The 15,144-nt window shown below is 73.0% G+C and carries 13 protein-coding genes; 9 read left to right on the top strand and 4 right to left on the bottom strand.

Annotated features, from left to right (window positions below; all coding sequences use genetic code 11):
* The first annotated feature begins 293 nt into the window (after positions 1-293).
* A complete protein-coding gene (locus AB0C21_RS34430; protein WP_500209951.1) occupies positions 294-2,099 on the top strand; it encodes an alpha/beta hydrolase in 1,806 nt (601 codons plus the stop codon).
* Between the two features lie 54 nt (positions 2,100-2,153).
* Here the strand turns inward: AB0C21_RS34430 and AB0C21_RS34425 are convergent, their stop codons facing one another.
* On the bottom strand, positions 2,154-3,098 hold the full coding sequence (locus AB0C21_RS34425; RefSeq protein WP_500209950.1) for a LysR substrate-binding domain-containing protein: 945 nt from the start codon (positions 3,096-3,098) through the stop codon (positions 2,154-2,156).
* Positions 3,099-3,170: 72 nt separating this feature from the next.
* Here AB0C21_RS34425 and AB0C21_RS34420 point away from each other — a divergent pair, with 72 nt between their 5' ends.
* The 3 genes from AB0C21_RS34420 to AB0C21_RS34410 are packed head-to-tail and all read left to right on the top strand — an operon-like array spanning position 3,171 to position 5,732.
* Complete coding sequence (locus AB0C21_RS34420) at positions 3,171-4,382, top strand: thiolase family protein (protein WP_500209948.1); 1,212 nt, start codon at positions 3,171-3,173, stop codon at positions 4,380-4,382.
* Positions 4,379-5,074: a 3-oxoacid CoA-transferase subunit A gene (locus AB0C21_RS34415; protein WP_500209947.1), complete on the top strand. Its 696-nt coding sequence runs from the start codon at positions 4,379-4,381 to the stop codon at positions 5,072-5,074. The genes AB0C21_RS34420 and AB0C21_RS34415 overlap by 4 nt, the downstream gene beginning before the upstream one ends.
* A gap of 1 nt (position 5,075) precedes the next feature.
* The gene (locus AB0C21_RS34410; protein ID WP_500209946.1) at positions 5,076-5,732 is read left to right on the top strand and encodes a 3-oxoacid CoA-transferase subunit B; all 657 of its coding nucleotides are present in this window, start codon (positions 5,076-5,078) and stop codon (positions 5,730-5,732) included.
* A gap of 61 nt (positions 5,733-5,793) precedes the next feature.
* Here the strand turns inward: AB0C21_RS34410 and AB0C21_RS34405 are convergent, their stop codons facing one another.
* Positions 5,794-6,687, bottom strand: coding sequence for a hydroxymethylglutaryl-CoA lyase (locus AB0C21_RS34405; RefSeq protein ID WP_500209944.1), 894 nt, complete (start codon positions 6,685-6,687; stop codon positions 5,794-5,796).
* Positions 6,688-6,811: 124 nt separating this feature from the next.
* On the opposite strand from AB0C21_RS34405, the gene AB0C21_RS34400 reads away from it, so the two are divergent.
* Genes AB0C21_RS34400 through AB0C21_RS34380 form a run of 5 tightly spaced genes read left to right on the top strand, consistent with a single transcriptional unit; the run spans position 6,812 to position 13,370 of the window.
* On the top strand, positions 6,812-7,519 hold the full coding sequence (locus tag AB0C21_RS34400; RefSeq protein ID WP_500209942.1) for a GntR family transcriptional regulator: 708 nt from the start codon (positions 6,812-6,814) through the stop codon (positions 7,517-7,519).
* Positions 7,520-8,743 (top strand): CaiB/BaiF CoA transferase family protein, encoded by a 1,224-nt coding sequence (locus AB0C21_RS34395; protein ID WP_500209940.1) that lies wholly within the window; start codon positions 7,520-7,522, stop codon positions 8,741-8,743.
* A gap of 18 nt (positions 8,744-8,761) precedes the next feature.
* Positions 8,762-10,825 carry a hydantoinase/oxoprolinase family protein gene (locus tag AB0C21_RS34390; protein WP_500209938.1) on the top strand — a complete coding sequence of 688 codons (2,064 nt, stop codon included), beginning with the start codon at positions 8,762-8,764 and terminating at the stop codon, positions 10,823-10,825.
* Complete coding sequence (locus tag AB0C21_RS34385) at positions 10,825-12,726, top strand: hydantoinase B/oxoprolinase family protein (RefSeq protein WP_500209936.1); 1,902 nt, start codon at positions 10,825-10,827, stop codon at positions 12,724-12,726. Before AB0C21_RS34390 ends, AB0C21_RS34385 begins: the two co-directional genes overlap by 1 nt.
* Positions 12,723-13,370: an isochorismatase family protein gene (locus tag AB0C21_RS34380; RefSeq protein ID WP_500209934.1), complete on the top strand. Its 648-nt coding sequence runs from the start codon at positions 12,723-12,725 to the stop codon at positions 13,368-13,370. Before AB0C21_RS34385 ends, AB0C21_RS34380 begins: the two co-directional genes overlap by 4 nt.
* Here AB0C21_RS34380 and AB0C21_RS34375 read toward each other — a convergent pair.
* Positions 13,344-14,825: a CoA-acylating methylmalonate-semialdehyde dehydrogenase gene (locus tag AB0C21_RS34375; protein ID WP_500209932.1), complete on the bottom strand. Its 1,482-nt coding sequence runs from the start codon at positions 14,823-14,825 to the stop codon at positions 13,344-13,346. The two genes, AB0C21_RS34380 and AB0C21_RS34375, sit on opposite strands and share 27 nt — an antisense overlap.
* Before the next feature lie 10 nt (positions 14,826-14,835).
* On the bottom strand, positions 14,836-15,144 hold a 309-nt coding region (locus AB0C21_RS34370), incomplete at its 5' end, for a thiamine pyrophosphate-dependent enzyme (protein WP_500209930.1).

Below are 15,144 nucleotides of genomic sequence, written 5' to 3'. Positions count from 1 at the left end.
TCCCAGCCGCCGCTCCATGGACGGTGCGAGACTCGGCTCCCCGAAGAATGCGCTGCGTAGTCGGTCGGTGACATCGTGGAAACCACGTCCTTCCCTGGCCGGACCAGGCCGCCTCCCCTGCGGGGAACCCCTGCCCGTCCGCAGGCGGGACCGCGTCAATCGTTCTGCCGAGTGATCTTCCGGAGGGGATGTCCGGCCCGATGGTGGATCCCGGCGGCGTGCGCCGCGGCCGAGAATCAGGGGACCAATCCGCACCCCGCGCGGGAATGCACCGACCCCCTGAAGGGAAGCGCATGCGCCTCAGACGAAGGATCCTCGCGGTCGGCGTGGCCGGGGCGGCCCTCGTGCCCGCCTTAAGCGTCACCGCTCTGGCCGAGCCGGGGACCGCCGGTGTCCGGGCCGGCGACACGACGAGCCCGGTCGAGAAGAAGCGCGTCGACCGGGTGCCCGCCCCGAAGCCCGCCTGGTACAAGTGCTACGGCTACGCCGAATGCGCGACCGTCCGGCTGCCCCTGGACTACGACGACCCGAAGGGCGCGACCACCGAGGTCGCCGTCCTCAGGGTGAAGGCGCGGAACGCCAAGAAGCGGATCGGCAGCCTGTTCGTGAACCCGGGCGGCCCCGGCGGCCAGGGCACCGCCATGGCATACCAGGCTCCCGACTTCCTCGGCAAGGACGTCCTCGACCGCTTCGACGTCGTCGGCTTCGACCCGCGCGGCATCGGGTTCAGCTCCAACGTCGCCTGCTTCAGGTCCACCAAGGACCAGACGCTCGCCCTGGCCGGGATGGACGTGGCGTTCCCCGTCGGGGCGAAGCAGGAGGCGGCCTACATCAAGTCGGCGAAGGCGCTCGGCAAGGGCTGCTCCACGACCGGGAAGAAGCTGGCGGGCGCGATGTCCACCGCCGAGGCGGCCCGCGACATGGACGTCCTGCGCCGCGCCGTCGGTGACAAGAAGCTGTCCTACCTGGGCTTCAGCTACGGGACGGCGATGGGCCAGTACTACGCGAACATGTTCCCCGACCGGATGCGCGCCGTCGCGGTGGACGGCGTCATCGACCCCGTCTCCTGGGTCGGCACCCGCAAGACCGGGGGCCAGATCCTGGACGACCGGCTGCGGTCGGCCGACGGCGCCTACAAGGCGCTGAAGGAGATCCTCGTCCGCTGCGGCAAGGCGGGCAAGGCCAAGTGCACGTTCGCGGCCTACGGGAATCCCGTCAAGAACTTCGACGTGCTCGCCAAGCGGCTGAAGGCCAAGCCGGCCGACATCGAGGGCGACAAGATCACCTACGCCGACTTCGTCGGCGCCGCGCTCGGCATGCTGTACGACCCGAGCGGCTACGAGATCATCGACGCGATGGCCACCGACCTGTGGAAGGCGACCTCGCCCTCCTCGACGGCGGCGCAGAAGGCCGAGGCGCGCAAGGCCCTCGCCAAGCGCATCGCGGAGCGCCGGGCCGAGGTCGAGCGGAGGAAGGAGGCCGCGGCCAAAGTCTCGGCCAAGGACTTCCCCTACTACAACGACCTTGAGGCGTTCAGCGGCGTCACCTGCACCGACGGCCTGCACCCGAAGAAGGCGGGGAGCTGGCCCGCGCAGACGGCCGCGTCGGACAAGCGGGCGCCCTACTTCGGGCGCGCGTGGGGCTGGGGCAGCGTCCAGTGCGCCGGCGACGCCTGGAAGGTCCGCGACGAGGACGCCTACACCGGTCCCTTCAACCGGCGGACGAGCGCTCCCGTCCTGTTCGTCGGGAACTACTACGACCCCGCCACGAACTACAAGGAGGCGGTCTCGTCCAGCAAGATGCTGCCCAACAGCCGGCTGCTGTCCAGCAACAGCTGGGGCCACACCGCCTACGGAACCTCGGACTGCGTGACGAAGGCGGTCGAGGGCTACCTCGTCCGCGTGGCGCTGCCGCCCGCGGGCAAGGTGTGCGTCGGGGACGTCCAGCCGTTCGCGGGGAACCCCGGACAGGCGCTCGGCACGAGAGGGCCGGCGGACGCGAGCGCGATGGCGACGCAGGTGAGCGCCGCCGGGAACGGCGCGAAGCTGCCGCCGGTGGCGACGCGGGTGCCGTCGTCCGTCCTGCTCGGCACGCGGTGAACTGACCGCCCGTGACGCCGGGCGGGCCCGCCTCGGGCCCGCCCGGCGTTCGCGTCAGCCGAACGGCTCCGAGGGGGGATCGCTGCCTTCCTCCCCGGGGGCGCCGTCCCGGGCCTCCTGCACGATCCGCCGGATGACCGAGACGGTGCGCACCAAATGGGGTTCCGTGCGGTCGGTCCGGTAGGCGACCGCGAGGTCGACGCTCATGGCGGGGCGCACCAGGGGCCGGAACACGACCCCTTCGAGGGCCAGTGCCGTCACCGGTTCCGGGACGACGGCCATGCCGAGGCCGCCCGCGACGAGGGTGACCAGGGTGGAGGTCTCGCCGACCTCGTGGCGGATCCTGGGCTCGACGCCGGCCTCGCGGAAGAGCCCGAGCACGACGTCGTACATCACCGAGCGGCGGTCCGCGGAATGCACGATGAGGTCGGCGCCCGCCATGTCGGCGACCCCCAGCTGCGGCAGCCCGGCCAGGCGATGGTCGCCGGGGACGGCGACGACCAGCCGGTCCCGGCGCAGCGGCAGGACCGTGAGCGAGAGATCGCCGATCGGCGGCCGCAGCAGCGCCAGGTCGATGGCGCCGGCCCGCAGGGCCGCGGCCTGGTCCGGGACCAGCATCTCGCCGCGGAAGGAGAAGTCGACCCCGGGCAGCTCCAGGGAGAGGCCGCGGGACAGCGCGGGCAGCAGGCTGTAGGTCGCCGAGCCGACGCAGCCGATCGCGAGATGGCCGACCGCGCCGGCCGCCACCCGGCGGGCCTCGCGGGCCGCCTCGTCCACCTCGCCGAGGATGCCCCGGGCCCGTACCAGGTAGCCGCGGCCCGCGTCGGTCAGCTCCACCCGGCGCGTCGTCCGGTGCAGCAGTTCCACGCCGAGGTCGGCCTCCAGTTGGCGGATCGCCTGCGACAGCGGCGGCTGGGCCATGGCGAGCCGCTCGGCGGCGCGTCCGAAGTGGAGTTCCTCCGCGACGGCGACGAAGTACCGCAGATGGCGTAGATCCATATCGAAAAAGTTTCAATAAGCGCGAATATTGATACTTCACTGTATCAAGGGAGGCCACCTAGCCTCGGACCCATGACCTCCTTTCTCTACTCCGCCGTACGCACCCCGTTCGGACGGTTCAACGGCGCCCTGGCGGGTGTACGGCCGGACGACCTCGCGGCGGGCGTGATCACCGCGCTGCTCGACCGGGCGCCCCGGCTGGACCCGGCCGCGATCGGCGAGGTCGTCTGGGGCAACGCGAACGGAGCGGGAGAGGAGAACCGCAACGTCGGCAGGATGGCCGCGCTGCTGGCCGGGCTGCCGACGAGCGTGCCGGGCACGACGGTGAACCGGCTGTGCGGCTCCAGCCTCGACGCGGCGATGATCGCCTCCCGGACGATCGAGTCGGGGGACGCCGACATCGTCGTGGCCGGCGGAGTCGAGTCGATGACCCGGGCGCCGTGGGTGCTGCCGAAGCCGGCCAGGGGCTTCCCGGCCGGGGACCTCGCCGCGGTCTCCACCACGCTCGGCTGGCGGCTGGTGAACCCGCGCATGCCGGAGGAGTGGACCGTCTCGCTCGGCGAGGCCAACGAGCGGCTCGGGGAGAAGTACGCCGTCGGCCGCGAGCGCCAGGACGCGTTCGCCCTGCGCTCCCACAGGCTGGCGGCGGCCGCCTGGGACGAGGGCTTCTACGACGACCTCGTCGTCCCCGCCGGGGAACTGCGCCGCGACGAGGGCATCCGCGCGGACACCTCGCTGGAGAAGCTGGCCGGCCTCAAGCCGAGCTTCCGCGCGGACGGCACCATCACCGCCGGCAACGCCTCCCCGCTGAACGACGGCGCCGCCGCCCTGCTGCTCGGCTCCGCCGAAGCGGCCGACCGGATCGGCCTCGATCCCCTCGCCCGCATCGCCGGACGGGGCGCGTTCGCGCTCGATCCGCAGGACTTCGGCTACGCCCCGGTCGAGGCGGCCGAACGGGCCCTCGCCCGCGCCGGGATCGGCTGGGACCGGGTCGGCGCGGTCGAGCTGAACGAGGCCTTCGCCGTGCAGTCGCTCGTCTGCGTCGACGCCTGGGGCATCGATCCGGAGATCGTCAACACCCGGGGCGGCGCGATAGCGATCGGCCACCCGCTGGGGGCGAGCGGCGCACGCGTCCTCGGCACGCTCGCGAAGGTGCTCCGCGAGCGCCGGGAGCGCTGGGGCGTCGCCGCGATCTGCATCGGCGTCGGGCAGGGCCTCGCCGTCGTGCTGGAGAACACGGATATGGAGAACACCGCCATGGGGAGCACGGGGGCCGGAGCGTGAGCCGGACCGAGATCCTCGAAAGCGTCGACGAGGCCGTCCGCGGGATCGAGGACGGCAGCACCGTCCTGGTCGGCGGCTTCGGCTTCGCGGGAATGCCGTTCGACCTCATCGACGGGCTGATCCGGCAGGGCGCGAAGGACCTCACCATCGTGTCCAACAACGCCGGCAACGGGGACGTCGGGCTGGCCGCGCTGCTGAAGGCCGGGCGCGTGCGGAAGGTGCTCTGCTCCTTCCCCCGGCAGCGCGACTCCCACGTCTTCGACGGGCTCTACCGGGCCGGGGAGATCGAGCTGGAGGTCGTGCCGCAGGGCAACCTCGCCGAGCGGATGCGCGCGGCGGGCGCGGGCATCGGCGCCTTCTACTGCCCGACCGGCGCGGGCACCTCCCTGGCCGAGGGCAAGGAGACCCGGACCATCGACGGGCGCGTCCACGTCCTGGAGTACCCGATCAAGGGCGACGTGGCCCTGATCAGCGCCCACCGCGCCGATCCGATGGGCAACCTCGTCTACCGCAAGACCGCGCGGAACTTCGGCCCCGTCATGGCCGCGGCCGCGACCACCACGATCGTGCAGGTGTCCGACGTGGTCCCGGTCGGCGCCCTCGACCCGGAGGCGGTCGTCACCCCCGGCATCTACGTCGACCGCGTGGTGCGCGTCGAGCAACGGCACTACACCGTCCAAGGAGCGCGCTGACATGCCCCGCACCACGGGTCCCCTCACCCCGGACGAGCTCGCGGAGGTCGTCGCCCGCGACATCCCGGCCGGCTCCTACGTCAACCTCGGCATCGGCAGGCCGACCAAGGTCGCCGACCATCTCCCCGACGGCTCGGGCATCGTGCTGCACACCGAGAACGGCATGCTCAACATGGGCCCCGCCGCCGTCGGCGAGCAGGTCGACCCCGATCTCACGAACGCCGGCAAGGTCCCGGTGACCGAGCTCCCCGGAGCGTCGTACTTCCACCACGCCGACTCCTTCGCCATGATGCGCGGCGGCCACCTCGACGTGTGCGTGCTCGGCGCGTTCCAGGTCTCGGCCACCGGCGACCTCGCCAACTGGCACACCGGCGCCCCCGACGCCATCCCCGCCGTCGGCGGCGCGATGGACCTGGCCATCGGCGCCAAGCAGGTCTTCGTGATGATGACGCTCTTCGACAAGGAGGGCCGGTCCAAGCTGGTGCCCGCCTGCACCTACCCGCTGACCGGGGTCGGCTGCGTCAGCAGGGTCTACACCGACGTCGCCGTCATCGACGTGGGCCCGGACGGGGCGGCGGTCCGCGAGACCTTCGGGGTCACCGTCGACGAGCTCCGCGACCGCCTCCCGGTCCCCCTCAGGACCGCGTCGCGCGACTGAAGGGCCCCGGCCCTTTACATTGTAGATTTTTTATTCGAGGACGTTCCGCCTCCAACGGCACTCAGCCCTGGGCGGGGAACGGGCCGGCGCGGCCGAGCAGCGCCGGCACCGGCTTGCCGAGGCGTTCGCCGAGCCAGGCCGCCGTCTCGGCGACCGCGGCCATCCGGACGCCGGTGGCGACGCCCGACCGGTCCAGCGCGTACAGCAGGTCCTCGGTCGCGATGTTGCCGGTGGCGGCGGGGGCGAACGGGCAGCCGCCGAAGCCGCCGGCGCTGGCGTCCAGGGCGCTCACCCCGCAGTCGAGCGCGGTGAGGGCGTTGGCGTAGCCGGTGTTGCGGGTGTTGTGGAAGTGGCAGCGCAGCGGGACTCCGGGGGCGGCCTCGGCGGCGCCCGCCAGCAGCGTGCGGACCTGGGCCGGGACGCCGACACCGATCGTGTCGGCCACGGCGATCTCGTCGGGCTCGCTTTCGGCGACCCGCCGGACCAGGTCGAGCACGCGGTCCGCGGGGACCTCGCCCTCGAAGGGGCAGCCGAAGGCCGCGGCGATCGTCACGGTCCGGCGGAGGCCGGCGGCGCGGGCGTCCGCGGCGACGGCGGCCCAGGCGGCGACGCCATCCTCGACGGTGCAGCCCTGGTTGCGGCGGCTGAACTCGTCGGTGGCCACCACGACGACGTTGACCTCGTCCACGCCGGCGGCCAGCGCGCGGTCGAGCCCGCGCCGGTTGAGGACCAGCCCCGCGTAGCTGACACCGTCCGGCCTGGGGAGCCGCTCCATCACCGCCTCGGCGTCGGCCATCTGCGGGACCCGCTTCGGGTTCACGAAGCTGACGGCCTCGATCCGCCTCAGCCCCGCCGCGACGCTGCGTTCGATGAGCCGCACCTTGTCGGCGGTCGCGAGGATCGCGGACTCGTTCTGCAGCCCGTCCCGGGGCGCCACCTCGATGAGTTCGACCATGAGCATCCTTTGTATGCAATCTGACGTCACCTGCAGGATTCTCCTGCGGAGTCTCTTGTGTCAAGGAACACATTGTGTCTATGTTGCATGCAATCAACCAGAGGGGGTCGGGATGGTCCGTGCCGTGGACCGTGTCTACGCACGGCTGCGCGCCGACATCCTGGACGGCGTCCACCCGCCCGGGGCACGGCTCGGCGAGGCCGAACTGGCCGAGGCCACCGGCTCCAGCCGGACGCCCGTCCGGGAGGCGCTGCGGCGGCTGGAGGTCGAGGGCCTGGTCGAGGTGCTGCCGCACCGCGGCGCGCGGGTCCCGGACTGGACGCCCGAGGACCTGGAGGAGATCTACGACCTGCGGATGCTGCTGGAGGGCGCCGCCGCACGGCGCGCCGCCACCCGCGTCACCGCCTCGGACGTGGACCGGATGGACGAGCTGTGCCGGCTGATGGACGAGGCCGTCGAGCCGGGCGCCGGCCAGGACCTGGACCGCGTCGCCGAGCTCAACGCCGAGTTCCACGACGTCATCCGCGCCGCCGCCGCCAGCGGCCGGCTCGTGTCCATGCTCAACGCGGTGGTGCAGCTCCCGCTCGTCATGCGGACCTTCCACCGCTACTCTCCCGCCGACCTGGCCCGCAGTTCCGCGCACCACCGCGAGCTGGCCGCGGCCCTGCGCGCCCACGACGGGACGTGGGCCGAGTCGGTGATGCGGGCGCACGTGCTCGCCGCGAAGGCGGTGCTGCTGCGCGCCGCCCGCACCCCCGACGACCCGAACGACCCGAACGACCCGAACGACCCGAACGACCCGAACGACCACACGGAAACGAGGACCGGCTAGATGTCAACGCACGACGGCGCCGCGCCGGACGCCCGGGGCCCGCTCGCCGACCTCCGCGTCGTGGAGATGGGGCAGCTGCTCGCCGGACCGTTCTGCGGCCAGCTGCTCGGCGACTTCGGCGCCGAGGTGATCAAGCTGGAGTCGCCCGGCGCCGGCGACCCGATGCGCCAGTGGGGCCGCGAGAAGCCGCACGGCAAGTCCCTGTGGTGGCCCGTGGTCGCCCGCAACAAGAAGTCGGTGACCTGCGACCTGCGCACCCCCGAGGGCCAGGACCTCGCCCGGCGGATCATCGACCGCGCCGACATCGTGGTCGAGAACTTCCGGCCCGGCACGCTGGAGCGCTGGGGGATGGACTTCGACCGGCTCCGCGAGACGAACCCCGGCCTGGTCCTGGTCCGCGTGTCCGGGTTCGGGCAGACCGGCCCCTACGCGCCCCGGGCGGGGTACGGGTCGATCGGCGAGGCGATGGGCGGCATCCGCTACGTGACCGGCGATCCCGGCGGCGCGCCCGCCCGCGCCGGGATCTCGCTCGGCGACTCCCTCGCCGCGGTGTTCGCCACGATCGGCGCGCTCGTCGCCGTCCACCACCGGACCGCCACCGGACGCGGCCAGGTCGTCGACTCGGCGATCTACGAGGCGGTGCTGGCGATGATGGAGTCGCTGCTGCCGGAGTGGGCGGTCGCCGGGTACCAGCGCGAGCGGACCGGTTCGGTGCTGCCCAACGTCTCCCCCAGCAACGTCTACCCGACCGCTTCGGGCGAGATGATCCTCATCGCCGCCAACCAGGACACCGTGTTCGGACGGCTCGCCAAGACGATGGGCCGGCCCGAGCTGAGCGCCGACCCGCGGTTCGCCGGGCACGCCGACCGGGGCCGGCACATGGCCGAGCTGGACGAGATCATCTCGGCCTGGTCGGCCCGGATCGAGACCGGGGACCTGCTGAAGCGGCTGCACGGCGGCGGCGTCCCGGCCGGCCGGATCTACACCGCCAAGGACATGTTCGACGATCCCCACTTCGCCGCCCGCGAGGCGATCGTGCGCCTGGTCCACCCGGACTTCGGCGAGCTCCCGATGCACAACGCGTTCCCCAGGCTCAGCGAGACCCCGGGGTCGGTGCGGCGGCCCGGCCCCGAGCTCGGCGAGCACAACCGGGAGGTCTACGGCGACCTCCTGGACCTCCGAGAAGACGAGATCGCCGCGCTGTCCGAGCGCGGCGTCATCTGAGCAGCACCGGGAGAGCAGATGGGTTATCGACTGGGCGTCGACGTGGGCGGCACGTTCACCGACGTGCTGCTCGTCGACGAGCAGACCGGCGTCAGCCACCGCGCCAAGACGGCGTCCACTCCGGCGGACCAGTCGGAGGGCGTGCTCAACGGCATCCGCAAGGTGTGCCGCGACGCCGGCATCGAGATGAGCGAGGTGGCGCACGTCCTGCACGGCACCACCGTGGCGACCAACGCGATCCTCCAGGGCCGGGGCGCGCGGGTCGGGCTGGTGACCACCGAGGGGTTCCGGCAGGTCCTGCAGATCGGCCGGTCGTTCGTCCCCGGCGGCCTCGCCGGCTGGATCATCTGGCCGAAGCCGGAGCCGCTGGCCCGGCTGGAGCACACCGTGGAGATCCCGGGCCGGATCGCCGCGGACGGCACGGTCGTCGCCCCGCTGGACGAGGAGCGCGCGCGTGCGGAGCTGCGGCGGCTCCGCGGGGCCGGCATCGAGGCGCTGACGGTCTCGCTGATCAACTCCTACGCCAGCGACGAGCACGAGCGGCGGGTGGCGGAGCTGGCCGCCGAGGAGCTGCCCGGAGTGCCGGTGTCGCTGTCCAGCCACGTCCTGCCGGAGATGCGGGAGTACGAGCGCACCGTCACCACCGTGGCGAACAGCTACGTCCAGCCCGAAGTGTCCCGCTATGTACGCAACCTGGACCGGTCCCTGAGCGGGAGCGGGATCGAGGCGCCGCTGTCGGTGCTGCGCAGCGACGGCGGGCTGACCAAGGCCGCCAAGGCGGCCGAGGACCCGGTGTCGCTGCTGCTGTCCGGCCCGGCCGGCGGGGTGACGGGGGCGGTCTGGTTCGCCGAGCAGGCCGGGTTCCCCGACTTCCTCACCTTCGACATGGGCGGCACGTCCACCGACGTGGCGCTGGTGCTCGGCGGGCGTCCCCGGATCGGCCGGGAGACCACCGTCGGCGACCTCACCGTCCGCGCCACCAGCGTGGACGTCCGCACGGTCGGCGCCGGAGGAGGCTCGATCGCGCACGTCCCCGAGCTGACCAAGGCCCTGCGGGTCGGCCCCCAGTCCGCGGGCGCCGACCCGGGCCCGGCGGCCTACGGGTCGGGCGGCACCGAGCCGACGGTCACCGACGCCAACGTCGTGCTCGGCTACCTGCCGACGCGGCTCGCCGGCGGGGAGATCGCGCTGGACGCCGAGGCCGCCCGCAAGGCGCTGCGCTCCATCGCCGACGCGATGGGGCTGCCGAGCGTCGAGGCGGCGGCGGCCGGCGTGATCGACATCGTCAACGAGAACATGCTCGGCGCGCTCCGCCTGATCAGCGTCCGGCAGGGCTACGACCCCCGCGACTTCGCGCTGATGTCGTTCGGCGGCGCCGGCCCGCTGCACGCCAACGCGCTCGGCCGGCTGACCGGCTCCTGGCCGGTGATCGTGCCGCCGTCGCCGGGCGTCCTGTGCGCCTACGGGGACGCGACCACCTGCCCGCGCGACGAGAGCGCCCGCACGATGGTGCGCCGCTTCTCCACCCTCGACGACGACGAGCTGCGCACCGCGCTCGCCGAGCTGGCCGACGCCGCCGCCGCGCGGCTGGAGGCGGAGGGCGTGCCGCGCGAGAGCCAGACCGCGACGTACCAGATCGACCTGCGCTACCACGGGCAGGGCTTCGAGATCCCGGTCGAGGTGGACCGCGCGACCGTCGACGGCGACCTGCTGGCCGAGCTCGGCGCCGCCTTCGACGCCGAGCACGAGCGGCTGTTCTCCTTCCTGCTCGGCAACGAGCGCGAGGTGATCAACCTGCGGGTCACGGTGAGCGGGCCGCGCCCGGAGGTCGCCTGGCGCGTCCTGCCGGAGGGGACGGGCGACCCGTCCGCCGCCCTGGTCCGCGAGACCGAGGTGTGGATGGACGGCGCGACGACGTCCGCCCGCATCTACGACCGTTCCAAGCTGCTCTCCGGTGACGTCGTGGCCGGGCCGGCCGTGGTGGTCGAGATGGACTCCACCACGCTCGTGCTGGCCGGGCACGCCGCGACCGTGCACCCCAGCGGCAGCCTGCTGATCCGTCCGCTGAACGAGGAGGGCTGATGGCCGAGATCCTGCAGACCGAGACCGCGCCGGTCGGACGGGTCGACGTCGACCCGGTGACCCTGGACATCATCGAGAACGCGCTGCGCAACGCCCGGCACGAGATGGACGAGGTGCTGTTCCGCACCGCGCTGTCGCCGGGCATCCGCGAGCAGCACGACGAGTTCCCGCTGATCGCCGATCCGGCGGGGAAGATGGTCGTCGGCCAGTTCGGCCTCTCGGTCCCCGACTTCCTGGAGAACTTCGACGGGACGATCGGCGAGGGCGACATCCTGATGACGTCCGACCCGTACGCGTGCGGCGCGGCGATCAGCCACGCCAACGACTGGCTGCTGGTGGTGCCGATCTTCCACGAGGGCCGGCTGGTCGGCTGGTCCTCGATGTTCGGCCACATGTCGGACGTGGGCGGCAAGACGCCCAGCTCGATGCCCGCCGACGCCCGCACCATCTACGAGGAGGGCGTGGTCGTCCCGCCGTTCAAGCTGTACGAGGGCGGCGTGCTGAACGAGTCGGCGCTGCGCATCATCCTCAACCAGGTGCGCATGCCCGACTGGAACCGCGCCGACCTGAACGGCCTGGTCGCCGCGTGCACCACGGCGGCCCGGCGGGTCTCCGAGCTGTGCGCGCGGTTCGGCGTCGAGACCTACCTGTCCGCGCTGGACGCCCTGCTCGACCGCAACTACCAGGCGATGAAGGTGCTGCTGGCCACCCTCTTCGAGGAGGGCCGGACGCTGGAGTTCGCCGACTACATCTGCGACGACGGCTGCGGGTACGGCCCGTACGAGCTGAAGATCTCGCTGACCCGGACCGGCGAGAAGATCCATCTGGACTTCTCGCACGCGGCCCCGCAGGCCGTCGGGCCGGTGAACTACTTCATCAACGAGAACCTCGTCCGGATGTTCTTCGGCATCTACGTGATCACCGTCGCGGACCCGCAGATCCTCTGGAACGACGGCTTCTACCCGCTGATCGACGTGACGATCCCCGAGGACTCGTTCTGGAAGCCGCGCCACCCCGCCGCGCTGAACGCCCGCAACCACGGCATCGGCCGGGTGTTCGACCTGTTCGGCGGGCTGCTCGGCCAGACCAACCCGGAGATCCTCAACGCGGCCGGCTTCTCGTCCTCGCCGCACTTCATGTACTCGGGGCACTACGCCTCGGGGCCGCGTGAGGGCGAGTGGTTCCAGCTGTACTCGATCGGGTTCGGCGGCGTGCCGGGCCGCCCCGTCGGGGACGGCCCGGACGGGCACTCGCTGTGGCCCTCGTTCGTCAACATCCCCTGCGAGTACCTGGAGTCGTACTACCCGCTGCGCATCGAACGGTGGGAGACGATCGCCGACTCCGGCGGCGCGGGCCTGCACCGGGGCGGCAACGGGGTCGACGTCGCGTACTGCTTCGAGGAGCCCGGCACGATCGCGATCCACGACGACCGCTGGCTCACCTACCCGTGGGGCGTGAACGGGGGACGTCCGGGCGCGCGGGGCCGCAAGTGGATCGACCGGGCCGACGGCACCCGCGAGGTGCTGCCCAGCAAGATCCACGACGTTCCGGTCCGGCCCGGCGACGTCCTGCACTTCGTGACCTGGGGCGGCGGCGGATGGGGCGACCCCCTGGCCCGCTCCGCCGAGCTCGTCGCGCTGGAGGTGAAGCGCGGCCTGGTCACCGCGGACGGCGCCCGCGGCGGCTACGGCGTGGTCTGCACCGCCGAGGGCGTCCTCGACGAGGAGGCCACCGAGGCGCTGCGGGCGAGGATGGCCGCCGAGCGGACCGAGATCCCCGTGTTCGACATGGGCCCGCCGCTGGAGCAGATCCTCGCCCGCTGCGAGGAGGAGACGGGACTTCCCGCCCCGCGCCCGCCGGTCGACGTCCGGTCCGCCGCCGCATTGGGCGACCGCCGGTGAGCGACCTCGCCGCCGACTACCGCGCCTCGGGCTTCGGCCGCGGCCTCGGCTGCGGCCGGTCGCCCGCGGTGCTGGTGGTGGACCTCGTCCGCGCCTACCTGGTGGACGGGTCGCCGCTGCGCGCCCCGGTCGAGGACGCGGCGGCCGCCGCCGTGACCCTGATCGGCGCGGGGCGGGCGGCCGGGCTGCCGGTGCTGTTCACCCGGGTGGAGTACCGGCCGGGCGGCGCGGACGGCGGGCTGTTCCGGCTCAAGGTGCCCGCGCTGCGCGTGTTCGAGGAAGGGAGCCCCCTCGGCGACTTCGCCGAGGGGGCGGCCCCCCGTCCCGGCGAGACCGTGGTCACCAAGCAGTACGCCAGCGCGTTCCACGGCACGTCGCTGGCGGCCACCCTGACCGCGTCCGGCATCGACACCGTGCTGGTCTGCGGGCTCACCACCAGCGGCTGCATCCGCGCCACCGCGACCGACGCGTTGCAGCACGGGTTCCGGCCGCTGGTGGTGGACGAGGCCTGCGGCGACCGGGACCGCCGCCTCCACGAGGCCAACCTGCTGGACCTCGGCGCCAAGTACGCCGACGTCGTGTCCCTCGACGAGGCGCTCACCACCGTGCGCGGCTTCTCACCGCGCGGTGGGGAAGGCCATTGAGGACGCCCCGTCGGTCGCGACGGGGGCGGGCCAGCGGGAGGTGACGGCCTTGGCGCGCGTGTAGAAGCGCACCCCTTCGGCCCCGTGGACGTGGGTGTCCCCGAACAGGGACGCCTTCCAGCCGCCGAAGGAGTAGAACGCCATCGGCACCGGGATGGGGACGTTCACCCCGATCATCCCGACGTGCACGGCGCGCTGGAACCGCCGCGCCGCCTCCCCCGACGAGGTGAAGACCGCCGTCCCGTTGCCGTAGGGGTTGGCGTTGATCAGCGCGATCGCCCCGTCGAGCGTCTCGGCGCGCAGCACCAGCAGGACCGGCCCGAAGATCTCCTCCTGGTAGGCCGCCATGCCGGTGGCGGCGCCGTCGAGCAGGCACGGGCCGACGAAGTACCCGGGGCCGTCCAGGCCGCGCCCGTCCACGACGAGCTTCGCACCGGCCCGCTCCGCCTCCTCGACGTGCCCGGTGACGCGCTCCCGCGCCGCCTCGGTGATCAGCGGGCCCATCTCGCTCGCCGGGTCGGCGCCCGGCCCCACCCTGATCGCGCGGGCCCGCTCGGCGAGCCGCTCGACCAGCGGATCCCCGGCGGCGCCGACGGCGACCGCCACGGAGACGGCCATGCAGCGCTGCCCCGCCGATCCGTACGCCGCCGCCGTGATCTGGTCGGCGGCGAGGTCGAGGTCTGCGTCGGGCAGGACGACCGCGTGGTTCTTCGCGCCGCCGAGGGCCTGCACCCGCTTGCCCGCGGCGCTCGCCGCCTCGTGGACGTGCCGCGCCACGGGCGTGGATCCGACGAACGACACCGCCGCCACGCCGGGGTGCGTGATCAGGGCGTCGGCGGTGACGTGGTCGCCGTGCAGCACGTTGAACACCCCGTCCGGCAGCCCCGCCTGCGCGTACAGCTCGGCGACCAGGTTGGACGCGGAGGGCACGCGCTCGCTCGGCTTCAGCACGAACGTGTTGCCGCACGCGATGGCGATCGGGTGCATCCACAGCGGGACCATCACCGGGAAGTTGAACGGGACGACTCCCGCGCACACGCCGAGCGGCTGCCGGAAGGAGAACGCGTCCACTCCGGACGACACCTGGTCGGAGAACTCGCCCTTGAGCACCTGCGCGATCCCGCACGCGAACTCGACGACCTCGCGCCCCCGCACGACCTCTCCGCGCGCGTCGTCCAGGACCTTGCCGTGCTCGGCGGTGACCAGGCGGGCCAGCTCGTCCTCGTGCCGCTCCAGCAGGTCGCGCAGCTTGAACATGATCCGCGCGCGCCGGCTGAGCGACACCTCGGACCACGTCTCGAACGCTCGCGCCGCGGCTCCCACCGCCGCGTCCACCTCGGCGCGGCGCCCGAGGACGACCTCGCCGGACTTCCTGCCCGTCGCCGGGTCGTGCACGGCCGCCGTGGTGCTCCCGCCCACCGGGACACCACCGATCCAGTGCTGGATAGAACGCATCGGGTTCCTTTCACAGGTAACGGCGCTGGGCCTTCTTGTCGTCTTCGTAGCGGGCGCGCGCCTGCCGGGTCTGCTCCAGCGCCGAGACCTCGGCGACCGGGACGTCCCACCAGGCCTCGCTGTCGGGCGCCGCGGCCAGGGGATCGGTCTCCACGTGGACGACCGTCGTCCGGGGTGAGGCGATCGCCTGGCGGAGCGCCTTCCTGAAACCGTCGGCGTCGTCGGCGCGGATGACGTCGGCGCCGAGGCTGGCGGCGTTGGCGGCGAGGTCGACGGGGATGGGGTCGCCGTCCAGGCCGGTGGGGGTGCGCAGGCGGTG

Origin of the sequence: Spirillospora sp. NPDC049024 (genome assembly GCF_040649235.1) — a bacterium.
In the GTDB taxonomy this organism is placed as follows: domain Bacteria; phylum Actinomycetota; class Actinomycetes; order Streptosporangiales; family Streptosporangiaceae; genus Spirillospora.
Note: the sequence above shows the minus strand (reverse complement) of the source record. Positions and strands in the feature narration are given on the sequence as shown.